This is a genomic window from Nocardia sp. NPDC051833 (assembly GCF_040681225.1).
Classification (GTDB): Bacteria; Actinomycetota; Actinomycetes; order Mycobacteriales; family Mycobacteriaceae; genus Nocardia.
The window spans coordinates 3,602,353-3,625,461 of record NZ_JBFAYK010000001.1 but is presented as its reverse complement, the minus strand read 5'-3'; the positions used below and the strand labels follow the sequence as shown (position 1 = coordinate 3,625,461).

Here is a 23,109-nt window from a genome sequence, read left to right as displayed (position 1 = left end):
CGCTACAGCGGCGGCAGGTCGGCGATGTGGACCAGTTCGATGCCCTGACTGCGCGAGACCAGGGTGCCGCGACCGGGCGGCATCTTGCTCGGGCGCACGTCACCGACCAGCTTTCCTTCGTCCCGCGACCCGCTCATGATCAGCGTCTGCACCGACAGGTTCTTCATCGCGCCGAGCACCGGGTCGTAGAGCGCGCGCGACGCGCCACCGATACGGCGGGTGACGACGAGATGCAGGCCGATGTCGCGGGCCTGGGGCAGGTACTCGAGCAGCGGCGCGAACGGGTTGCCGGAACCCGTGACGACCATGTCGTAGTCGTCGACGACGACATAGATCTCCGGGCCCGACCACCAGCTGCGTTCGCGCAGCTGCTGCTGGGTGATGTCGGAGCCGGGGATCCGCTTGGCCAGGTAGGCGGCGACCTCCTGGATCATCGGCCCACACGTCTGCGACGAGGTCGAATAGCCCGCCAGCTGGTCGCCCTCGAGCACACCGAGCATGGTGCGCCGGTAGTCGATCAGGATCACCCTGGCCTCGGCGGCGGTGGACTGCTCGGCGATGCTCATCACGATGTTGCGCAGCAGGGTGGTCTTGCCGCATTCCACGTCGGCGAAGGCCATGAAGTGCGGCTCGACGCCGAAATCCAGTACCAGCGGCTGCAATTCGGACTCGCCGAGGCCGACGACGACCTTGGTGCGATCGAAGGTGACGCCCTGTTCCCGCGCGGTGGCGATGACCTGCTCGCGCGGGAAGCTCAGCGGCAGCATGCGCACCTCCGGCGCGCGCCTGCCCGGGTAGAGCGCGATCAGTTCCTCGCGCGCCCTGGTGACACCGTCGGCGATGGTCGACGGCTCGGAGTCGGAGTCCAAGCGCGGCAGCGCGATCAGCATGTGCAGCTGCTCGGCCGTGAGACCGCGACCCGGCCTGCCGACGGGAACCTGGTGCGCGGTACGGCGATTCATCTCCGAATCGCCCGGGTCACCGAGGCGCAGCTCGAGCCGGGTGCCGATCTGGTCCTTGACCACCGGGCGGATCTCGGCCCAGCGGGACGCGCCGATCATCAGGTGCACGCCGAACGAGAGACCCTGGGTGGCGATGGCGTTGATCTGCGGTTCCAGCAGATCGAATTCCTCCCGGATGGCACCCCAGCCGTCGATCACCAGGAAGACGTCGCCGAACTGGTCGGCGGCCATCGGGTCACCGGGCGCCGCGGTGGTGCCGTTGATCTGCCGGGCCTCCAGCGCGGAGAACTTGCGCCTGCGGAACTCGGTCATCGACTCGATGCCCAGCTCGGCGAACCGTTCCTCGCGCTGGCGCATCAGGGTGGTGAGCTCGGCGATGGTGCGGCGTACCCGGTCACCGTCGAGCCTGCCCGCGACCGAACCGACGTGCGGGACGCCGACCAGACCGGCCATGCTGCCGCCACCGAAGTCCAGGCAGTAGAACTGCACCTGTTCGGGGGTGTGGGTGGCGGCCGCGGCCATGATGATGGTGCGCAGCGTCGTTGACTTGCCCGACTGCGGACCGCCGACCACGGCGACATTGCCCTGCGCGCCTGCCAGATTGATGGTCAGGACGTCGCGGCGCTGCTCGTAGGGCTTGTCGATCACACCGATCGGCATCCACAGCTGACCGTGCCGGTTCACCGGCGAGCGCCAATCCGGGTCGGGCAGCAGCATGTCGGCGGTCGGCGATTCCTCCAGCGGCGGCAGCCAGACCTCGTGGGCCGGACGGCCGTGGCCGGTCAGCCGCTTGACGACGACGTCGAGCAGCGAGTCCGGAATGCCCTCCTCGGCGACCGGGCCGCTCGGCGGTGGCGGCGGCAGTTCCAGCCTGCCGCGCAGGATCGGGTCGTCCTCGGTCTCCGCCTGTTCCGGCGCGGCCTCGGTCACCTCGACCGGCGCCGCGGTGAACACCACCGGTCGCTGGCCGCCCATCGGCGCGCCGTCGTCGTCGACGACGGTACCGACCGGCGCCACGTACGGACCGGAGACATAGCTCGCGTTGAACCGGAGCGGTTCGGACGCATCGCTTTTCAGGTAGCCCGCGCCGGGCACGCTGGGCAGGTGATAGGCGTCGGTGATGCCGAGCACCGCGCGCGACTCGTTGGCCGAGAAGGTGCGCAGACCGATCCGGTAGGACAGATGCGACTCGAGGCCGCGCAGCTTGTTCTCCTCCAGGCGCTGCGAGGCCAGCAGCAGGTGGACGTGCAGCGAGCGGCCGAGGCGGCCGATCATGACGAACAGCTCGGCGAAGTCGGGCTTCTGCGAGAGCAATTCGGAGAACTCGTCGACGACGACGAACAGCGCGGGCAGCGGATCGAGCGGAACGCCCGCGGCCCGCGCCTTCTCGTAGTCGTTGACATTGGCGTAGTTGCCCGCCGAGCGGAGCAGTTCCTGGCGGCGGTTCATCTCACCGGCGAGCGCGTCCTTCATGCGGTCGACCAGGGAGAGTTCGTCTTCCAGGTTGGTGATCACGGCCGCGACGTGCGGCAGCGAGTCGAGCCCGAGGAAGGTCGCGCCACCCTTGAAGTCGACGAGCACCAGGTTGAGCGCGTCCGGCGAGTGCGTGGTGACCAGCGAAAGCACCAGGGTGCGCAGGAATTCCGACTTGCCGGAACCGGTCGCGCCGATGCACAGGCCGTGCGGGCCCATGCCGTTCTCCGCCGACTCCTTGATGTCGATCTCGACCGGCGTGCCGTCCGGCGTGATGCCGATCGGCACCCGGAGCCGCTCGCGCGCGGTCCGCGGGCGCCACACCCTGGCCGGATCGATCTGGGCCGCGTCGGGAATGCGCAGCAGGGCCATCAGGCCGGGGTCGCTGGTGGTGCCCTCCCCCAGGCTGACGATCTGCGCCGCCGTCGCCAGCCGGTACCTGGCCAGCGCGCGGGCGAACGCCTCGGCCTCGGCGACGCTGACCTCGTCGGCGGTCGCGAAGCGCTCCACGCCCGCGGCACTGCGCGCCGACACGGCCCCGTCACCGACGACCAGCTGCAGACCGCGCCGGGCCGCGAGGCCGTTCTCGGGCGCGGTCAGGTCGAGCACGGTCACCGAGTCGAGCCCGGATTCGCTGATGATGCGTTCGTTGCCGCTGATGTAACCGTCGTCGATGACGACGACCACGTGCAGGCGGCCCTGGGTCGGCTGCGGGTTGCGCATGAACCGGCCGCGTTCCATCAGCTCGGTCTGCAACGCGGATTCGAGCTCGCCGAGCGAGGTGTACATCATCCGGGCCGAGCCGAGTCCGTCGCGCACCGACGGATGCTGCACGTGCGGCAGCCATTTCGCCCAGGCCCAGTGTCCGTCCGGGTCGGCGCAGACGATGGCGACGACGAGGTTGTCCGGGCCGTGGAAGGTGGTCAGCTCCATCAGCATGGCGCGCACCAGTTCGCGGCCCTCGTCGAGGTCGCCGCCGATATTGATGGCGGGGAACGCGCGCAGCGAGACCGCGGTCGGCAGCTCGTGCACCACCGAGTGGGTGCGCACGAATCGGCGCAGGGCCACCGTCGACACCGGCTCGAGGTCTTCCAGCGGTCCGGTCTCCGGGCGGGCCAGCTTGGTGGCGAGGCGATGGCTGCCGACGCCGACCCGCACGTGGCCGAAGTCCGGGTCGTTGGGACGGCGTTCCCACATCCGCCTGCTGCCGATCAGCGCGGGCAGGTCGGCCGGTTCGGGATGACTCCAGTCCAGCGTCTCCAGCTGTTTGACGCCGGTGTTGCGCACGTCCTTGCGGACCTGATCGAGGTAGCGGAAGTAGTCCTTGCGTTCCTCGTTGAGCTCGACGGCGCGCTTGGGGCCGCCGCCGCGCATGCCCGCCATCATGCCGACCATCGACATGAGCATCATCATCGGGAACATCATCATCATCGGATTGGCCAGCAGATTGCGGCCCATCGAGACCATCATCGCGATCATGCCGACGACCGCGACCACCATGATGACCGGCATCAGCTTCATCATCAGCGGCGACGGGATGGCGCGCTGGATCTCCGGCGGCGGGGTGAGCGCGACTTCACCGCCCGGCGCGCGCGGCGGCGCGATCCGGGGGCGACGGACGAAACCTTCGGTAGCCATCGATCCCTCTACTCGAATTCCTGGTTGAGGTCGGCGCCGCGCCTGCGGAACGGAAAGGCGAACGCGGCGCCGATGCCCAACGCGGCCAACAGGGTCAGCGCGCCGATGATCGCGACCCGGCGCGGTCGCGGGTCCGGTTCGGGGGCCGCGTAGGGCGCGGCGATCGCGTGCCCCACGTCGGCGCCCTTGCTCGGCGGCTCGGCGGCCAGCGGCGCGGTGAGCGCGGCCAGCGGGTCGATCAGCCCGGCTCCGATGGCGTCGTCACGGCCGCGGCCGGGCGCGTGCGAGGTGCGGGTGATCCGCTCGATCACCTGCTGCGCGGACAGCTCCGGATAGCGCGACCGGATCAGCGCGGCCAGCCCGGCCACATACGGTGCGGCGAAACTGGTTCCGTCGACCGGCTGCACGCCCTCCATCGTCTGGACACCGTCGACCAGGCCGGCACCGCCCGGCTTGCTGTCCAGCGACACGATATTGCGCCCGATCGCGGCGGCCCCGATCCACGGACCGCGCAGCGACAGCGCCGAGGGCTTGCCGTCGGCGTCGACCGAGCCGACCGCGAGCACGTAGGGGGCGAACCAGGCGGGCGAGGCCACGGTGGTCACCGAACTCCAGCCCGAACCCTCGTTCTGGTTCTGGCACGGGCCGCCCTGTTCCACATTGCCCGCGGCCGCGACGACCACCACATTGCGGTCGTAGGCGTACTTCACGGCGGCGCCGAGCGCACCGTCGGAGGTGTTGGAACCGGCGGGGGTGCAGGCCACTTCGGAAATATTGATCACCGTCGCGCCCATGTCGACCGCGCGCACGACGGCGCCGGCGAGGGTGAGCACGCTGCCGTAGCCGTCGCTGCGCAGCGAGCCCTGTCCCTTGTCCGCGCCCCGGTCCTTGGCCTCGTAGGCGAGGCTGAGCTGACGGATGGTGAGGATCTCCGCCTCGGGCGCGACGCCGACGAACGCGTCCTCGGGGACGGGACGCGCGGCGATGATGCCCGCCACCAGCGTGCCGTGCCCGTCGCAGTCGACGGTGCCGTCGGAGTCGCTGACGTAGTCACCGCCCGCCTGGAGCGCGGGCAGCCGCGGATGCCGGTTGACGCCGGTATCGATCACCGCGACCTTCTGACCCGCACCGCGGCTGAACTGCCAGGCCGCGGGCAGGTCGAGCACCCGCTGCGCCATCGGCGGCTCGCTCGGCGCGTTGCCGCGCAGCACGGGTTCGGCGCACAGTTCGCGCTGTTCGGTGGGCTCGAGCGGGGCGGGCCTGCCGCTGAGCGCGAGCGCCGCGTCGAGCGCGCCCTGGTCGATCCGGGGCGGGGCGATCGCGCCCGCGGGCGCCGGGAAGCCCGCGACCGTGCCGAGCACGGTCGCGGCACAGGCCAGCCGCAGGACCGCGCGCCGCAGGGGTGCGCGGGTCATATGTTGCGGGCGGTCGAGTACACGTCCATGACCCACAGCGCGAGCGGGACCATCGTGATGATCAGCAGGTACTCGAAGATCTCGATCATCCGCCTGGTCACCGGGGTCACCTCGAGATGCGGGCCGATCACGCCGAACCCGATGACACTGCCCGCGGTCAGCAACAGCAGCGCGACCGCGACGAATTCCAGCGCGTCGTGGCCGAGCCCGAGACCGGTCAGCAGCGCGATCATGATGAGCGCGCCCGTGGTGATCAACGTCGCGGCCTGCACCAGGTCGGCGTAGGAGCGTCCGCGCAGGCAGAGCACGATCGCGGCGACCGCGGCGAGCGCGACGCCGCCGGAGTGGAACGGCCCGAGCGGATCGGCCGCGCCGACGGCGCCGAACAGCGCGGCCACCGCGCAGGCGACGACCAGTCCCGTCTGGATCTGATTGGCGACGCGAGCGCGTTCACCCAGGCCCGCCGCCGAGGGCAGCGCGATCGCGCCGACCGCGCCGATGCCCTCGATCGTCGGGCGCTGTTCGTGGTCGGCGGGGTCGATGGCCCCACCGGCCGTCGGCACCGGCGGAATCGGCAACCGGGCCGCCACCGCGGCCAGCCGCGGCACCGACGACAGCAGGATCACCGCCGCGACGAGCACTCCGGCGAACAGCTTGGCCAAGCCCGGATGCCACAGCAGGTAGACGGTGCCGGTCACCGCGCCGAACACACTCAGCGTGATCGCGGCGGCGAACAGGCCGGCCCCGATTCCGGTGATCCGGTAGCCGGCGACCGCCGCGACCAGCAGCACGACGCTGCCGAGCAGCACCTGCCCCGCGCCGAGTTGACCCGGCACGAGCAGTGCGCCGCCGCCGAACAGCAGCAGCAGGGCGTCGAGCGAAAGCCAGTTGGCGGTCAGCGAATCCGTGAACTTGCGGGCGGCGATGCCGGCCGCCGCCGACGCGGCGATACCGGTGCCGAGCAGCGCGAACGCGGGGACCAGCGGATCGCTGTCGGCACGCGAGACCGCGAGCAGACCGAGCGCGGCGACGATCGCGATCGTCGCGATCACCAGACCCGCCCAGCGGGCCGCGGCACTGGACCAGCCGCGGAACTCGCCTGCGGTGAGCCGGGATACGGCATCGATCACGTCGTCGAAGAGCGCGGGCGCCTCTTTGCGCGTCACCGGGCTCAGTACCAGCAGCTCGCCGTCGTAGACCTCGGCCTCGGTGAGGGTGCGGCTGGGCGCCAGCGGGTCCTGCCCGAGCCGGGCCAGGGTCCAGTGCTGGGCACGGACCGGGGCGGAGTCCTCGTCCCCGTCCGGCAGTCGCGGATCCCGGGAACGGATCAGCGCCACCAGGTCGCCGATGAATCCGGCGATCGGTACCGTGGCGGGTAGTCCGATGTCGAGCTGCGTATCACCCCCGATCACTGAAACTCGGCATAGTTCCGGCTCATTGCCCAACAACGTCGACACCAGTGATGAACTCTCAGTCGTAGCTGACTACTTCCGTTGCGACCACACGGCAGCGTTACCTAATCTAACGGACAGGGCAAACCGGCGCGATCGAAGTCCCGCCGCCGGATTGAACAGCAGCTGTCCACCAGACGAAGATTTCGGGGTCCGACACCACATGCCAGACATTCGCCAGGCGCAGCGTGCCTTCGACGCGGGCGTCCTCTCGCTCGGTCTGTCCATCGACGGTCAGGAGTCCGCGCGCGACGAGGAGTACGCGAAGCTGGCCTTCCAGCGCGCGACGGAATGGGATTCGTCGATGTGCGACGCGTGGCTCGGCCGCGCCGCCGCGGGCGAATTGACCAAAGAGGTGCTGTTCAATCTGCATCGCACCAGCCTCGATTCGCTCGGCCGCGAGCAGCGCAGGCTCGGCCTGGCGCCGCGGGCGATGGCGGGCCGCTTCCTGCCCGGCCTCTACATCGACTACCCGCTGGCCGGGCTCACCGAGATCTGGCTCGCCTGGGCCGCGCAGCTGATCACCGACAAGGACTACGACCAGGCCGAGCAGGTACTCGACAAGCTCGCCGAATTGCGCGCCGCCCGCGCCGACGATCCGGACAAGCAGATCGACGACCGGATCAGCGCCTACATCCGCGGCATCATGCACTACAACACCCAGCGCTGGCCCGACGTGATGACCGTGCTGGCCGGCTCGGCGGACTGGAAGGACCCGTACCTGGCCACCGGCGCGAACGTGATGGTCGGTACCGCCTGCGCGCAGCTCGGCCTGTTCGGTGAGGCCGTGCGGCGGATGGAACAGGCCGAGGCGGGCCCGATCCCGTCGGCCAGGTTCACCGCGATGTACAACCGAGGCCTGTGCCTGCGCGAGTCCGGCAACGAGGCCGAGGCCCAGAAGCTGTTCGAGCAGGTCTATTCCCAGCTGCCCGACTTCACCGCCAACACCAACGCCATGCGCGACCGCACCTTCCGGATCGTGGTCACCACCCGCGAGGTGATCGACGCCCGCACCGACAAGTGGGACCCCACCTCGGCGCCCTCGCTGGCCGCGATGAACGAGGCCGCCGCCGAGGATCGCGCGAAAACCGTACTCGCCGAGGCACGGGCGCAGCTGGACAAGCAGGTCGGGCTGGCGTCGGTGAAGAACCAGGTGGCCAAGTTGCAGTCGTCGGCGCAGCTGGCCAAGATCCGCGCGGGCAAGGGCCTGTCGAGCCAGTCCCGGGGCCAGCACCTGGCTTTCACCGGTCCACCCGGCACCGGTAAGACCACCATCGCGCGCGTGGTCGCCAAGATCTACTGCGGTGTCGGACTGTTGAAGACCGACAAGGTGGTCGAGGCCAAGCGCGTCGACTTCGTGAGCCAGAACCTCGGTGGCACGGCCATCAAGTCCGAGAAGCTGATCGACAGCGCCATGGACGGCGTGCTGTTCATCGACGAGGCGTACACGCTGATCCAGACCGGCCTGTCCGGCGGTGACGCCTTCGGTCGCGAGGCCGTCGACACCCTGCTGGCCCGGATGGAGAACGACCGCGACCGGCTCGTGGTCATCATCGCGGGTTACGACGGCGAGATCGACCGGCTGCTGGCCGCCAACGACGGTCTGGCCTCCCGCTTCGCCAAGCGTCTCCAATTCCCTTCGTACACCGCCGAAGAGCTGGGCCAGATCGGCGAGATCGTGGCGAACGGACGCGATTCGCAGCTGGCGCCCGCGGCGCTGGAGACCCTGATCGAGACCTGCGGGTTCCTCTACGACCTGGAGAGCACCGACCAGAGCGGGCAACCGCGCCGCGGCGTCGACCTGGCGGGCAACGGCCGCTTCATCCGCAACGTCATCGAGGCGGCGGAGGAGGAACGCGAGTTCCGGCTGGCCAACACCGACGGGCTCGACCTGGCCGAGGTCGACGACGACGTGCTGATGCGGATCGAGGAGACCGATATGCGCACCGCGCTGACCGGCATCGTCGCGACGCTCAACGTGGGTCAGGTACCCAATCTGAGCTGAGCCCGAACGTCGCGGCGGCCAGGGCCGCCGCGACTACTACTTGGTCGCGGAGGGCAGCGAATCGTAGCTGGTCAGAGCGTCTTTCGCGGACAGCGTCGGGCCGGGGACCAGCTGGCCGATGATCGACCACGGCGCGAGTCGCGGCTTGTCGCCCAGCCCCAGCACCGCGGCGGTCGCGGCGTCGGGAATGCCGTAGCGAATCCCGTTGTCGGCCACGTAGAACAGCGACTCCCGGCGCAGGCTGCCCGGCTCGGTGCCGGTGACCTGCACGAATTCGCCGGTGCTCGGCGGCAGGTAGACAGCGTCCATCCGATCGCCCGAACCGTCGGCGGTCGCGAGGGTCACGGGCTTGACCGAATCACTCAGCGGCAGCTTCGTTCCGGCGAGCAGGGTCACCGTGGCCCGTTCGGCCGGGCCGTCGACGGAGCTGCCCTGCGCGGCCGCGACACCCGGGTTCTTGGCCCAGTTCACACAGGCCACCGGAGCGTCCTCGGCCGCCAGGATGCGCGGCTTGCGCTCGGGGAAACCATCGATCGGCAGGGTGTGCAGCACCGGCATCCGGTCCAGCGCGTCCGGGGCCAGTGCGGCGATCTCGCGCATGCCCCGGGAATCGGCGTTGCGCAGCAGGTCCGCGGTGAACTCCGAGACCCGCTGGACCCCGTCGGCCAGCACCACGTACATCGTCTCCTGGCCGGCGGCCTGCACCCCGGTCACCGAGATGATGCCGCCGATCGGCACATTAGACAGCTTGCCGGGACCCGGCTCGCCCGCGCGCTCGATCGTCGGCACCGCCAGCGGCGGCGCCTGCGTGGTGGCGCCCAGCACCGCGCTGCCGATCGGGCGGACCTGCTTGCCGGACAGGCCGAGGGTGCGCGCGACCACCGAGTTGTTCGGATCGAGTTCGGCCCTGGTCCCCTGGTACACCAGGTAGGTCTTGTCGTCGCGGCGCACCAGCAGCGCGTCGTCGGCGCCGGTGGCGCCGATCCGGTCCCCGGTTTCCGGCTTGCCGACGATGGCGGTGGTGAGTCCGCCGGTGGCACCGGACGCGCTACCGGAGGCCGAGAGCTGGGTGGTCTCGCACAGCGTCCAGTTCGAGCTCGCGCCCTGCTTGGATCCCGGCATGGCGGCGGGCGCGCCAGGGATGCCGAGCAGCGGGCCGCGTGGCATCGAACCGAGCTTGTCGTCCTTCACCGATTTCGGCGTCTGCGCGTCACCGGCGATCAGCCGGGCCGAGGCCAGGTTGAGCACCGGGTGCAGCGTCTTCTGGCCTTCCTTGGCCTCGACGACCACGTACATCGCGCCGCTCTGCTTGCCGCTGACGATCAGCGCGTCGCCGATCGCGCCCTGCGGCTTGAGAAAGCCGAGAATGGCCGCGCCGGCCACGATGATCAGCCCGAGCACCGCGCCGACCATCATCGACCGGCTCTGCGACCGCATCGGATCGTGCAGCATGCGCACATCGCGGCGGACCAGCGCATGGTCGAGCCTGCGCAGGAGGAAACGATAACCGTTGACCTGGGCCTTGGTTGTCAGCTGTGCCGGCACAGGGACTCCATTGCTGCGTTGATCACCATCTCGTCGGACACGGTACCGTAAATCCGGAATTGTCCTTCACCATGATTCGACGGATGCCAAGCAGGGACAACGATTTTGAACAACAGTATGAACGGCGGGCAAACCGCCGGCGACAATGCCTACGACACGCTGCGTGACCCGGAATTCTGGCTGTTCCGGATGTATCCGCTGCGCGCGTGCGTGCCGGTCGCGGTGCTCGCGGCGATCGTGGCCTGGGTCGTGCTGGCGACGACGAATTCGGGCTACGGGGCGATCGGCGGAGCGGTGGCCGTGCTGTTGATCGGGCTCGTCCCGATCCGGCGGCGCACGCTCGCCGTGCGATTCGGCGGCTGGCTGGGGCGCCGCCTGCGCGGTCGCACCGAAACCCTGGACCGGGCCCCCGCCTTCGACGTGCCGCTGCCCGAGGGCGGCGGCTGTGGCGTGCGCTGGGACGGCGATCTGCTGCTGACCATGCTCCGTATCGATCCGCCGCCGGACACGCTCACGCTGCTGCGCCGCGGCACCCTCAGCGCCGACCAGCTGCTGCCGATGACCGAGATCGCGCGCTGCCTCGACCAGTTCGACGTGGAGCTGGTGAGCATCGACGTGATCGCCACCGGCGCGCGCACCGCGGGCACCGGCGCCGCCGCGCACCTGTACGACCGGATCCTCGGCCCGCTGCCCGCCATCGCGCACCGCACCTGCTGGCTCGTGCTGCGGCTGGACCCGGTGGCCAACGCGGCGGCGGTGGACAAACGCGGCGGCGGCGCGACCGGCGCCCTGCGCACCATGATCATCGCCACCCGCCGGGTCGCCAATCGGCTCGCCACCCACGGCATCGACGCCGCGGTCCTCACCGCCACCGAGATGAACAGCGCGGTGCGCGAACTGACCCACGGCTTCGACCCGCTGCGGCTCACCGAGTCGGCGCACGGCCTCGAGTCCGAGTTCGGCAGGCACCTGACCCACTACCAGCTCACCGCGCCGATGATCGGCACGAACGGGCTGGCCGAGATCTGGTCGCTGCCCTCGCTCTCGACCACGGTGACCCTGCGTCTGCACCCCGGCGCCCGTCGGGTCGGACGCGCGTACGACAAGGCGGGGACCGTCGTGCTCAACGCCGTCGTCCGCTTCGATTCGGTGGCGCCCTACGAGCAGGCGCCGGTCGCCGGACTGCGCGAGCTGCCGGGCAGTCAGCGCCGCATCCTGCTGGACACCCTGCCCATCGGCGCGGCCGACGACCTGGGCGGCCGGGACGGCTACCGGGGCACGCTCACCGCGCTCACCGACATCTCGGTGCCGACCACCGGCTGCGGTCAGCTGATCGGGGCCGACGAGCGTGGTCAGGGCATCGCGGTCCCGCTGATCGGCGCGGGCACCCGCCACGTCGACGTGATCGGCAACCTGGATCTGGCCCAGCAGGTCGTCCTGCGCGCCACCGCGCTGGGCGCCCATGCCGTCGTGCACACCGCGCGGCCGCAGGCCTGGCAGTCGATGGTCGCGAACCTCGCGACCCCACAGCTGCTCTCGATCGCGCCGAGGGCGGCGGGCGCGACTCCGCAGACCCCACCGGGGCCGCCGCCGGTGCCCGCGGCGCCCTACCCGACGACGACCGTGCTGGTCTTCGACGGCATCGCCCCGACCAGCCACCTGGGTGGCGCGACCATCGTCGAGGTCCGCACCGCCGAACGCGATCCGGAGGCGCTCGCCCCCGACGTCACCCTCGTCCAGGACCCGTACGCGCCCAACCGGATCACGGTGCGGACGAGTACCGGCAGCGCGACGGTGTCGATGGTGACGACGCCCGACGAGATGCACTACATCGGCGAATCACTCGCGGCGAGATGAGTTCGGACTGATCGACGACCTGAGTCCGAACTCCGCGCCGGCAGCGCCGACCAACCCCGCACGGGCCGACCTCGAGGAGGCCCCGCCCGCGCAGCGGGCGTAGCGGCCCGGCCCGACGAAAACGGGGCGAGACCAAGTGCCGCAGGCACGAGTCTCGCCCCGTTTTCGTTGGGCCCCAAGGGGGCCGCGCTCGAGCGCGCCAGCGCTCCAAGAACTCAGAAGTCGGCGAAACCGTCGCCGACCTTGCCGTCGGCCTCGAGCGCGCGGTTCAGCGCGGACTCGACCTGAGCGGCGAGCTTGTCGAGCTTGTCGAGGGTGTCGGTCAGCTCGGTGGTGACGTTCTTGTGCGCGGTGTCGAAGTTCGAGATCGCGTTGTCACCCTGCAGGTTGTTGCGGAAATCCGAAGCGGCGCCCTCGAGTTCGTCGATCTCGCCCTTCATCTTCCCGCCGTAGGTCTGCAGGTCGCTGAACAGCTCGTTCATCGCCGCGGGATCGTAAAGAATGGTCATGAGCTCAGTTCCTGTTCGTTTCTGATTCGCGGTCAGAGGTTGGTGTAGCTGCCGCCACCGCTGGTGGAACCACCGCCGGACAGGCCTGCGCCGTCCATGTTCACGAGGGTGGACTTACCGGTGTTGACCGCTTCGGTGAGCCGGTCGAACTTCTTGTTCAGAGCATCGGCCTCGTCGTGCCAGGCCTGGGCGACCTTCACGAACTCGTCGGAGGCGTCACCCTTCCAGCCGCGGAGCACGGCCTGGGCCGCGTCGTCGATCTGACCGACCGACGTCCGCAGGTTGTTGATCGTGCCTTCGAGCTTGGAGACGACGCCGTCTACGCCGCCGGCTTCTACACCTACTGGTCCCTGAGGGGGCATGTGCCGAACCTTTCCTACTTGATGGTTGAAATGGGAGATGGCTTAGTCGGGCCGCCACCCCCCACCGGGAAGCCCCTCGAGGAGCGCACCGACGGCCTGGGTCAGGCGATGATCGGTGCCCGGCGTTATGGTCGACCACACCTGCCCGTCGGGCGCCGTCATCGGCGCGACGACGATCCGGCCGCGCGCGGTGTCGTACACCGCGACCGCGCCAGGGGCTCGGGTGGTCAGCCCGTCATGGTGGACGGTGGCGACGATCTCGGTGTAGCCATGGCAGGAGCCGAAGGCCGCGCCGAGGACGGTCGCCTCGTGCGCGTCGATACCGAGCGCGTACATCGCGTCCACGTACTGGGAAGTCGTTTCGGCGGCGTCCAGGCGCGCCGCCAGATCGTCGGCCGCGACGCTCACCGCCGCCACCTCCGCCGGCGCGCAGTGCGGCAGCGCGGCGAGCAGCAGGCGGGTCAGTTCACGGTCGGAACCGTCGATCGCCTTGGTGCCGATCTCGAAGTCGCCGCCGACGCGGACGGCGCTGGCGTGGCCTGCGCCGCGGCGCGCCAGGCAGATCCGGCGCGCGTCGCCGTCACCGTAGCTGCGGGCGACGAGTTCGGCGTCGGGCTGGGCGAGGGTGTGCAGCGCGTCCGCCAGGTCGGGCTCGACGTCACCGTAGCCGTCGAAGATTCCGGCGGCGGTGAGTTCGGCGACCGCGGCGTCTCTGGCGGCGCGCCAGTCGTCGAAGCTGTCCTGCTGCGGACCCACCGCCAGAACCAGCGGCAGGGTCTGGACGCCGAGCCGATCGGCGACGGCCAGCAGCGAATCGTTGGTGAGGGTGGTCATGGCCGCCCCTCCGCCGTCGTCGCCGTGCCACCGGTCTGGGGTGCCGCGCGTTCGGCGACGCCGAGCACGGCGGGGGCAGCCTGGATCTCGCCTTCGGCGACCAGCTGGTCCGATTCCTCGTAGGCCAGACCCGCGCGCGGGAACCGGGACCCCGCGTCGTGCCCACCGGCGCCGGGCGCCATCGCACCGGGGACGACCGGGGCGGCCGGTCCGGCAGGCGTGGCGACCGGCGTGGCCTGCGGCGCGGTGGTGACCGCGGCGGTGGACTGCACGAAAACCGGTGCGCGGTAGGCGGTCTGCACCGGTGCGGGCAGCGACGGCAAGGCGCCGAGGCCGATCGCGCCGAGCCCCGACATCCCGGCGGCACCCGGCGACGCGGGGGTTCCCGCCTGCGCCGACTGTTCACCCGCCAGCGCGGTCTCCGGTGCGATCGGCGGTGGCGGCGCGTGCAGCCAGGGCGTCGCCAGTGGTTCGGTGGCCGCCTCGTAGCTGCGCATCACCCGGGAGGCGACCGCCTTCGCCACGTCGGCATCGGCGTCGGTCTGCGCCGCGATGGCCTTGATCGGGGCGCCGAGCGCGGTGCCGACCTGTTCCAGCGCCTGCTGCATCGCCGTGATGGCCGCGATGTCGGCGCTGTTCGGCATCGCCAGGGCCGCCACCTCGTAGGCGAGGACCTGGGCTTGCAGCCGTGCGGCATTGGCGGTCGCGGCGGCCGCGGTGTCGATCAGCCACTCCCGCAGGGTCGAGATCCGTTCCCACACCTGCTCGCTGCTCCCGGACTTCCAGGAGCCGCGCAGGGTCTGCAGCACCTGCTCGTAGTCGAGCACGGCCGCGCCGAAGGCCGCGGCGAGCCGCGTCCAGGCGGCGGCCGCGTCGGCCATCGGCATCGGTCCGGCACCGGTGGTGAGGTCGGTGGCGAGCTTGTGCGGCTCGCGTGCCTCCCACACCACTCCGGTGAAGCCGGGCTGCGGTGGTTCGATCATCGGTGATGAATACCTTTACGCCGCAGGCCCGTTGAAGCCGGTGGTGTTGTCGGTTTCCATCTGGTCGAACTCCGAGACCTGTGCCCGCAGCGTGGCGGCGAGCTTGTTCATCTCGTGCGCGCCCGCCTCGGCACCGGTCAGGTAGTCATCGGCGACACCGTTGGCGGTGGTCGCGGCGCGCGCGGACACCTCGTCGACGCCGGCCGGGGCCACCCGGAGGGTCGGGGCGACGGCCGACAGCTCGGTGGTGAGCCGGTCGGCGATCCCGTCCAGTGCTGCCGCGGCTTTGCTCGCCGCGGCGGAATCGAATTCGAAGGTGTTGCTCATCTGCTGCTCCTGTCGTGGTCGTGCCGCGTCACAGTGAGAGTTCTTTGTCCGGTGGCGCTTCGGTGGTCACCGGTTCGGCGGCGCCGACGACCGGAGTCGCCACCCCCGCGATCTGGCCGACGACTTCGTCGCCGTGATTGCCGGTCACCAGCTGTGAGTGCACGGCCTCGCTGCCGCCACCGTCCACCGCGCGGGCCATCGGCATACCGGCACCCGCGCCCGCGCCCATCGGCATGTAGCCCGGCGCCGAGCCCGCCGAGGCGGTGGTCGTACTCGCGCCACCCGAGGTGGTGCCGCCGGTGCCGCCGAGCGCGCCGGTCGCCCCGACGGTGGACAACCCGCCGCCGCGTCCGCCCTGCCACGGGCTCAGCGGTGACGACGCCGCGCCCGCACCGCCGATCGCGCCGATGCCGCCGATCGCGCCGCCACCGCCACCGCCGCCCGCGCCGGCCAGGCCCTCGGCGGTTTCGCTGTCGGCGTCGGCGATCTCGGTGCCGGTGCTCGCCGCGTCGTCGGTCGTGCCGGTGGTGCTCGTCGACAGCGAACTCACCTGCTCGGCCAGCGAACCCAGCGACGACACCGCGGTGCTCGCCGTACTGATCAACGGCGAGATCAGGCTCATCAGCTGGCTCAGCGAATCGCTGCTCGCGTCGACACCGGTGGGCGCGTTGGTCACCTGGACCTTCTCGCCCGCCTGCGCCATCTCACCGCTGCGCGCCACCATCTCGGCCTTGGTCTCGGCCGTGATGGCCAGGCCCTCGGCCATGGCCTCCATCGTGGCCGCGATCAGCACCGCTTGACCGCCCGGCGTCGCCGCGTAGAGCGGGGCCAGGGCCAGGGTGGCCGAATAGCGCGCGATCACCGCGGCCAGCTTGGCGCCACCCACGGCGACGTTGCCCGCCGCGTGGGTGAGCACCGCCTTCTCCTGCGTGCTCTGCGTCGCCAGCTTGGCGCCGTCGGACTGCGCCGCGGTCGCCTTGTTCGTCGCCTCCATCGCCGCGGCGCTCTGCCACAGCTGCATCACCGTCTGCAACGCGGTCGACCCGAGCGACATCGCCGTCTCGAGCACCGAGGTGATGTTCGACAGCGCGTCGGTGGGATTCGACGATGTGCCGGACGTGGTGCCGGTGCCACCGAGCGCGCCGGTACCGAAGGCGGAGGCCAGTTCGGTGAGCGGCTGCATCAGCGCGGTCAGATCGATCGTCGGCAGCGCGGGCATTTCCGGCAGCTGGATGAACTCCGGCAGCTGCGGCAACTGCGGCAGACCCATCGAGCTGAGCACCTGGCTCACCGGCTGGTCCAGCATCGGCGCCAGGGAACTGCCGCGCAGTAGATCGAGCACGGTCGGATCGACCGATGCCATCGCACCGGCCGTGCTTCCCCCGGGATATGTCATGGCTACTGATCGACCGCGGCGATGCCCAGCTTGGCCGCCCCGTCGGCGCCCTCGTAGGTCGACGCGGCCTGCGCGGCGGTCAGCGCGGTACCCGCGTGCACCGCGGCGAGCTGCGCCACCGAGGTCAGGTGGTTGGCCTGCGCGTAGGCGAACGACAGCAGGAATTCCTGGCCGATCAGGCCGAAGACGGGCACGGCGGCGGCCATCGTGGCGGCCTGGTCGACCGCGCCCGCCTGGGCGACCCCCGCCGCCATGGTGGCCGAGGCGCCCGCGTACGCACGAACTGCATCGGGAACTACCGCAACGTGATTCATGGCTCTCGTCCAATCTCGAAACAGCCCATGGTGTTTCGTTACTTTATCTACCCGTCGGAAACTCGCGCCACACAAATCGGTGGTTAAGACCAGTTGAATCTCACGTGCCGGTTCGGTTATACGCAGTTACCAGCTCGGCGCGCTCACCGAACGCCCGATGCGCGGCGGCCTGCGCGGTCCGCACCAGCACCCGCTCGAAATCGGCCGGTGACAGCGTGCTGACGGCAGTGGTGAACGCCAGCCCGATCAACGCCCCGCTCCCATCGACGGTCACCGTGACCGCCCCGTCGGGCGAGGTCTCCTGCGCCCTGATGCCACTGGTCGCCTCGGCCAGGTCCTGCAGCCGATAGAGCTGGCCCTGCACCTTCGCGATCAGCTCGTCCATGGTTTCGACCATCGCCGTGTCCTCCCCGCTCCGCTCGCTAGACCGACCGCAGCCAGCTGTCCGGCTCGGTGTCGTACTCCTGCTCCTCGACGATCTCCGCCGCCGCGACCTCGGCCTCGGTCGGCAATCCGGTCGCGGCCAGCAGCGCCGGATCGAACCCGGCCGCCGCCAGCTGATTACGCCGCGCCAGGCCTGCCCGCTTGGCCGACTTCTGGCACAGCCGCAGGATCTCGGCCGCCAGGTCGGCGGGATCGCGGCGCAATTGATCCGGGTCGACGGTGATGCCCACCGGTAAGCCCTGCTCGGTGGTGCGCACCGCGATCGCGCCGGTCAGCGACGACGCGCTGAACTCGGTCGGAAACTCGTCCATCGATTCCCCTCCCATCCGCCCTAGGCCCGATCATCCCTGATGGCTCTGACAACTTCGGCGATCTGGCTGTTGATCAGCGAGACCACCCGCCGGCGATCGGCGCCGACCGCCACCGGCGGCGTACCGGGAACGATCACGTAGCGACCGTCATCGGTCAGATCGCGCCAGCCGAGCCGCAATCGGAGGATCCCCCTCGGCCCGAAGCGTGACCAGCCCTGCTCGATGTCGATGAAGCCGTCGCGGTCGAGCCGGGCCTGCTGAAAGGTCTGGGTCTGTACCGCGGCGTCGTCGTCGTAGTGCTGCACCAGCGAGCGGCCGTAGCTGCGGTCGAACTGATCGTCGCCCGGTTCGTCGAGGCGGATGTCCTGACCACGGCCCGCCTCGGCCTCGGGCAGGTGATCGGCGATGATGTCGCCGAGGGACAGCGCGCTGTGGCGGGTGACGACGAATCCGGCCGCGTGGTAGAGGGTTTCACCGGGCAACTGCCGGACCAGGTAGCCCAGCTCACCCTTGCGCACGGCCAGCATGCGCACCGAGTAGGCGGGATCGATCAGCTTCTCCCCGCCGCCGTAGCCGCGCACCGCGATCCGGATATCGGGGTGCGTGAGCACCTCGATGATCTCGTCGAGCTCGTGACCCCACCGCTGCCGGATCCGCGCCCACGCGTCCTTGCGCCCGAATTCGGCCTCGTCCGCGTCGCCCGGCGCGCCGGTGTGGATGAACGGGTCGGGCATGTACTCCTCGTCGAGACCCGTCCACAGCGCGTCGAACTCGTCGCCGGTGAATTCCCAGGTGGGCGTCACTGTTCAACCACCGGCCTGGCCACGATCGGCGCGTCACCGATGGCCTCGTCCAAGTGGTCCGTCGAGTCGAGGTAGTCGGCCCGCTTGTGTTCCTTCTGCTGGCCCTGGCCACCCGCGCCACCCATCGGCGACATGGGCATGCCGCCCATCGGCGAACCGGCGGCCGAGGAGGCCACACCCGTGCGGAAGCCCTCGGCCCCCGTGACGGCCGAGGCGCGCGGGAACAGCTTGGACGCGCTGTCCAGGCTCGGCGAGAGCGGTGCGGCGCCCGCACCCGCGCCACCGCCGCCTGCGCCCGAGCCGCCACCGCCGCCGCCCTTGCTCGCGGCGCTGAGCGCCTTCTTGGCCTGATCCTGGAGTGAGCTGAGTGCCGAGGAGCCCGGAATCCCCGCCAGGGAGCTCTGTTCGGCGGCCGAGGACGCCTGTTCCAGCGCGGACTGCGCGGCCGAGCTCGCCTGTTCGAGACCGGACTGCAGGGCCGAGGTCAGCTGATCGGCGCCCGAGGAACCGCTCGAGCCGCTGCCACCGTTCTGGCCGCCGGAACCGTTCTGGCCACCCGTGGTGTCCTTGCCACCGGTATCGCTGCCCGACTTCTGTCCCTGCAGTTCGGCGAGCGCGCGATCGATGGCGGCCAGGGCTTCACCGGATTTCGAGCTGGAACCCGAGCCGGAGCCCGAACCCGACCCCGAACCGCTGCCGTTTCCACTGCCGTTGCCGTTGCCGTTCCCATTGCCGTTTCCGTTCCCGGTACCGTCGCCCGTGGTCGGCGCGGTCGGCTCGGGCAGCGTGGGGATATGGCTCGTCGTGCTGTTGAGCCCGGGGACATAGGTGTTCCACATGACCTGGCGGCCGTTCTTGGCGCAGGTCTCCTTGTCCGCCTGGGCCTGGGTGCCGTTGGGGTCGGAATAGCAGCGGGGCAGCATGAGCGCCGTCGCCAGTCCCTTGGAGGTGGCGTTGATCCAGCCGACGGTGTAGTCGAGCGCGGCGGCCACCTGTTTGGTCTGCTCGACCAGCAGACCGTTGGCCTCGTGATAGGCCGACATCGCCGACATGGCGCGCGTGGCGCCGCCCGGGCTGGTCCAGCTCTTCTTGCTCGCTTCGACTTTGGCGTTCAGATCGTCGAAACCCGTTTTGAGCAGATCCGCCAGATCACCCCAGAACAACGCGGTGTGCGCCAGATTGCCGGGAACCGTCGACAGCGACGACATGATCGCCTGGAGCTCGTTGTAGTTGTAGTTGGGGGTCTCGGCCTTCATGCCGGCCGGATCGAATGTCTTGCCGTCGGCCAGGATCTTCGGCAGATTGACCGCGGTCGCGACCGCCGGATACTGGACGACCGTCGGCGGCAGCACCACCTTCATGCTGGCACTGCGGCCCTGCTCGATCTTGGTGCGCAGCGATTCCAGGTCTACTTTGCTGCCGTCCTCGGCGCCCTTGTAGTGCCGGGCCGCGTCGAGAAAGGTGTTCGCGACATTGTCGAGGACGGTCTCGTGCTTGCCGAGCACGGTCTTCAGCTGACCGGCCTTGCCTTCGAACTGCTTCGACAGTTGTTTACCCGACTCCAGCGAGGAGAAATCGGGCAGGTTTCCCACGCCCTCCGCGGCGGATTTGACGGAATTGACCCAGTACCGCGCGTTGTTGGCGGCTTCGACCAGGTTCGGCAGCGCCGACGGCTCGAGCATCAGCGATCCATCCGAGGCTGCCGAACGCAGCCCCGCCCACTGATCCTGCGCCGATGGTCCCGTCATGAAGTCGACCCTCCCTGTCCGTACCGGTGCCGCCTCGCGCCCCGCCTGGCACCGCTACCACGACACCGCCGATTCGCACGGCTTGCTAACGATTCTACGGTCTGACAGATGAATTCCGCATGTACAGCGGAGATCCCGCTGGTGGCGATGGCTCGACCATCCGCCGACGCCGACCTCACCAGCTCGCGTCGGTGGCCGTCCGCGATGGATCCCGCGAACCGTCCGCCTCATCGGTCGAGAGCCGTTCCCGCTCAGGCGAGTTGGGCGGTTCCAGCGAGGCCTCCACGGGCTGCGGAATGGCGAATCCGTCCATCCCGTCGACCAATTCGGTGATCTTCGGCAGCCGGGCGCGCTCGCGTTGCAGCGGCGCCATCATCTCCTGCGTCTTGCGCGCGACCTCGGTCGCCGCCTGCTGCGCCGCTTCGGTGACGGCCTTGGCGATCTCGGTGTAGGTGAGATCGTCGATGTCCGAGGTGAACTTGGTTTCGATGACCTTGTAGTCGGCGTTGACCGTGACGGTCACCCGCTTGCGCACGGTGGCACTGGCGACGATCTTCGCCCGATCCTGCTGGACCTGCGCGATCGCCTTCATCTGCTGCTGCACGGTCTCGAGGATGTCGGCCATCTGCGCCTTGGCGTGTTCGTTGGTCATACCCGATTCCCTCCGGCTCCCGAGCCGACCCGACCAGCCCGTCGGTGAGCGAGCACACCACACCCACCCCGCCCACGCAACAGCACGACCGGTCAGCTCACTGCGCCAAGCCCACGGTGTGCGTACCGAGCAGACCGCCGAGATTCAGCTCGAACCAGGCGGCGTCGACGTGATATCGGTCGGCGGGGAAGACCCGCGTGAACGCCTCCCTGGCCACGGCCGCGCGCTCGGCGGCCTCGACCAGACCGAGGACGGACTCCTTCTGCGCCTGCGACGCGTTCTCGCCGAGCAGTCCGGTCAGCACGTCGACGACGGTCCTGGTGTCCCACATGCCCGGCACCGCGGGAGCGAGCGCGTCGGCGCCCGCCGAGGCACCCCGATACCAGCGGCCGCCCTCCCACCAGTAGCAGAAGGTGAGCAGACCGTTCTCGGCCCGTCGGTTGATCACCGGTGCCGCGACCCAGTCGGGGGCACCGAGGTAGAAGTCCGGCATCGGCAGGTCTTTGTTGTAGACGGCGTCGAGTTCCGGTGCGTTCCACACCCCGCCGGAGAGCACGGCGCGGTCGCCGGGGAGCAGACACAGCGTGGAACCGCTGAACTTGGCACCCTCGAAGACATGGAACGCCGGCGTCACCCGTGGGCCCCACTTGGAACCGACCGCGACGAAAGCGGCGGCGATCAGTGCCCACCGTCGCGCCATCGGCTCCAGCGCGGGGAACTCCACGTCCGGCGCCGAGCCCGCCGCGCTGCGGCCCGCCGCGAGATCCGCGCGCGCCCGCTCGGCCGCGGCCACCGGACCGCGCACCTGCCGGTTGTCGTGGCGAATGTAGGCGGCCAGCCAGATCGGCAGCTGCGCCCGCGGATAGATCTCGATGTCGGTGCGGTACACCGTCGGTGGGAACAGCTGATCGTCCGGGAACGGCTCGTCGCCGTAGTCGTAGTCGACCTCCATCTTGCCGGTGTTGGTCAACGTGAGCAGGTAGCGCCACCACGGACCGTCACCCATCGAGGCGGAGAGGTGCCGGTGCTCGCGCAGCAAGTCGAGCAGTTCCGGACTCGGGAAGACCCGGGCGAACCGCCCCTGCTCGTCGTGGAAGACGATCATCGACACCTCGGCCGCCGCCGTCATCGCGAACGACGCCTCGACCTCGGTCCATCCCGGCGGGCCGAGCGCCGCCACGGTTTTCGCGATGCGATGGCTCAGTGCGGCGGCGCGCTCGGGAATCCCGTCGTCGGCGGCCACCACCGTGGTGAGGGTGAATCCGACATCGGGATCACCGGCCAGCTCGTCAGCCACTGCGCACTCCTTCTAGTCCCGGTGCTCGCCGAACCGCGCGATCACGGCGCCCGACTCGTCCCATCGGGTCCGGGTGAGCAGCGCGCCGTCGGCGGCGAAGACGGTTTCTTCCTTGCGGTTTCCGGTGGGGAACCATTCGAGCCAGTGGCCGACCTCGTGCCGGTCGGCGTACTCGCTGGTGTAGCGCGGGGTGCCGTCGAGGTACCAGCCGCGCGTCGGCCCGTCGCGGTAGCCGTCGGCGTAGGTGGCCAGATCGGTGACGGGGGCGCTCGGCGCGGGGCGGCGGAACTCCTGACCGGTGAACGGCACGCCACGGTAGTACATGCGGGTTTCCGTTTCGTCCCAGCGCAATTCGGGGTCGTCGGACGGGACCGCGTCGGCGGCGACGCCTTTGCGGGTGAGCTCGTCGCCGAATTCGATCAGCGTCCCCGCCGCGTCCCAGACCGAGTGGGTCTGCAAGACGCCGTCGATGTCGTAGACGTCTTCGAGCCGGCGGGCGCCGTCGGGGTACCACTCCTGCCAGGTGCCGACCGGACGGTTGCGGTAGAACTCACCGTTGTAGCGCATGGTGCCGTCGGGGTACCAGCCCGACCAGTCGCCGTCCCGGTCGCCGTCGTCGTAGCTCCAGTACTCGCGCCAGGTGCCGTCGGGGCGGGTGTGGGTCACCGCGCCGGTGTACGGCTCGTCGCGATAGGACAACCTGCCGGTCGCCGGATCGATCCGCACATCCGGATCGTCCCATTCGATCGGATCGTCACTCACCTGTGGACACCTCTCCGATCG

20 protein-coding genes are annotated in these 23,109 nt (G+C 70.1%); 2 read left to right on the top strand and 18 right to left on the bottom strand.

Features of this window, described 5'->3' with window-relative positions:
• Positions 1–2: 2 nt before the first annotated feature.
• The 3 genes from eccCa to eccD are packed head-to-tail and all read right to left on the bottom strand — an operon-like array spanning position 3 to position 6,945.
• Positions 3–4,073, bottom strand: coding sequence for a type VII secretion protein EccCa (eccCa, locus tag AB0L91_RS16365; protein WP_365010687.1), 4,071 nt, complete (start codon positions 4,071–4,073; stop codon positions 3–5).
• Between the two features lie 8 nt (positions 4,074–4,081).
• Complete coding sequence (gene mycP / locus AB0L91_RS16360) at positions 4,082–5,488, bottom strand: type VII secretion-associated serine protease mycosin (protein ID WP_365010685.1); 1,407 nt, start codon at positions 5,486–5,488, stop codon at positions 4,082–4,084.
• Positions 5,485–6,945 carry a type VII secretion integral membrane protein EccD gene (gene eccD, locus AB0L91_RS16355; RefSeq protein ID WP_365010682.1) on the bottom strand — a complete coding sequence of 487 codons (1,461 nt, stop codon included), beginning with the start codon at positions 6,943–6,945 and terminating at the stop codon, positions 5,485–5,487. Before eccD ends, mycP begins: the two co-directional genes overlap by 4 nt.
• Before the next feature lie 157 nt (positions 6,946–7,102).
• Here eccD and eccA point away from each other — a divergent pair, with 157 nt between their 5' ends.
• Positions 7,103–8,944, top strand: a complete 1,842-nt coding sequence (gene eccA / locus AB0L91_RS16350) for a type VII secretion AAA-ATPase EccA (protein WP_365010679.1) — start codon at positions 7,103–7,105, stop codon at positions 8,942–8,944.
• A gap of 36 nt (positions 8,945–8,980) precedes the next feature.
• On the opposite strand, the gene eccB is transcribed toward eccA, so the two are convergent.
• Positions 8,981–10,489 carry a type VII secretion protein EccB gene (gene eccB, locus AB0L91_RS16345; protein ID WP_365010677.1) on the bottom strand — a complete coding sequence of 503 codons (1,509 nt, stop codon included), beginning with the start codon at positions 10,487–10,489 and terminating at the stop codon, positions 8,981–8,983.
• A gap of 117 nt (positions 10,490–10,606) precedes the next feature.
• Here eccB and eccE point away from each other — a divergent pair, with 117 nt between their 5' ends.
• Entirely contained in the window at positions 10,607–12,346 is a 1,740-nt protein-coding gene (eccE, locus tag AB0L91_RS16340) for a type VII secretion protein EccE (protein WP_355271348.1), read from the top strand.
• A gap of 215 nt (positions 12,347–12,561) precedes the next feature.
• On the opposite strand, the gene AB0L91_RS16335 is transcribed toward eccE, so the two are convergent.
• From AB0L91_RS16335 to AB0L91_RS16270, 14 genes are all read right to left on the bottom strand, one after another.
• Positions 12,562–12,855, bottom strand: a complete 294-nt coding sequence (locus AB0L91_RS16335) for a hypothetical protein (RefSeq protein WP_022567327.1) — start codon at positions 12,853–12,855, stop codon at positions 12,562–12,564.
• Between the two features lie 32 nt (positions 12,856–12,887).
• The gene (locus AB0L91_RS16330; RefSeq protein WP_218717557.1) at positions 12,888–13,217 is read right to left on the bottom strand and encodes a WXG100 family type VII secretion target; all 330 of its coding nucleotides are present in this window, start codon (positions 13,215–13,217) and stop codon (positions 12,888–12,890) included.
• A 42-nt stretch (positions 13,218–13,259) separates the two neighbouring features.
• The gene (locus AB0L91_RS16325) at positions 13,260–14,051 is read right to left on the bottom strand and encodes an ESX secretion-associated protein EspG (protein ID WP_365010672.1); all 792 of its coding nucleotides are present in this window, start codon (positions 14,049–14,051) and stop codon (positions 13,260–13,262) included.
• Complete coding sequence (locus AB0L91_RS16320) at positions 14,048–15,034, bottom strand: PPE domain-containing protein (RefSeq protein ID WP_365010670.1); 987 nt, start codon at positions 15,032–15,034, stop codon at positions 14,048–14,050. Before AB0L91_RS16320 ends, AB0L91_RS16325 begins: the two co-directional genes overlap by 4 nt.
• Before the next feature lie 15 nt (positions 15,035–15,049).
• Positions 15,050–15,361, bottom strand: coding sequence for a PE family protein (locus AB0L91_RS16315; protein ID WP_357346490.1), 312 nt, complete (start codon positions 15,359–15,361; stop codon positions 15,050–15,052).
• Between the two features lie 28 nt (positions 15,362–15,389).
• Positions 15,390–16,724 (bottom strand): hypothetical protein, encoded by a 1,335-nt coding sequence (locus tag AB0L91_RS16310; protein ID WP_365010666.1) that lies wholly within the window; start codon positions 16,722–16,724, stop codon positions 15,390–15,392.
• A 35-nt stretch (positions 16,725–16,759) separates the two neighbouring features.
• The gene (locus tag AB0L91_RS16305; RefSeq protein WP_355271339.1) at positions 16,760–17,071 is read right to left on the bottom strand and encodes a type VII secretion target; all 312 of its coding nucleotides are present in this window, start codon (positions 17,069–17,071) and stop codon (positions 16,760–16,762) included.
• Positions 17,072–17,171: 100 nt separating this feature from the next.
• The gene (locus AB0L91_RS16300; RefSeq protein ID WP_365010662.1) at positions 17,172–17,468 is read right to left on the bottom strand and encodes a YbaB/EbfC family nucleoid-associated protein; all 297 of its coding nucleotides are present in this window, start codon (positions 17,466–17,468) and stop codon (positions 17,172–17,174) included.
• A 25-nt stretch (positions 17,469–17,493) separates the two neighbouring features.
• Positions 17,494–17,826, bottom strand: coding sequence for a hypothetical protein (locus AB0L91_RS16295; protein ID WP_355271335.1), 333 nt, complete (start codon positions 17,824–17,826; stop codon positions 17,494–17,496).
• A gap of 20 nt (positions 17,827–17,846) precedes the next feature.
• Positions 17,847–18,629, bottom strand: a complete 783-nt coding sequence (locus AB0L91_RS16290; protein WP_365010659.1) for an ESX secretion-associated protein EspG — start codon at positions 18,627–18,629, stop codon at positions 17,847–17,849.
• Positions 18,626–20,377, bottom strand: coding sequence for a hypothetical protein (locus tag AB0L91_RS16285; protein WP_365010657.1), 1,752 nt, complete (start codon positions 20,375–20,377; stop codon positions 18,626–18,628). Before AB0L91_RS16285 ends, AB0L91_RS16290 begins: the two co-directional genes overlap by 4 nt.
• A 175-nt stretch (positions 20,378–20,552) precedes the next feature.
• Positions 20,553–21,029, bottom strand: coding sequence for a YbaB/EbfC family nucleoid-associated protein (locus AB0L91_RS16280; protein WP_365010654.1), 477 nt, complete (start codon positions 21,027–21,029; stop codon positions 20,553–20,555).
• A 97-nt stretch (positions 21,030–21,126) separates the two neighbouring features.
• Positions 21,127–22,326 (bottom strand): hypothetical protein, encoded by a 1,200-nt coding sequence (locus AB0L91_RS16275; protein WP_365010651.1) that lies wholly within the window; start codon positions 22,324–22,326, stop codon positions 21,127–21,129.
• 12 nt (positions 22,327–22,338) lie between these two features.
• Entirely contained in the window at positions 22,339–23,088 is a 750-nt protein-coding gene (locus tag AB0L91_RS16270; RefSeq protein WP_365010649.1) for a hypothetical protein, read from the bottom strand.
• Positions 23,089–23,109: the final 21 nt, after the last annotated feature.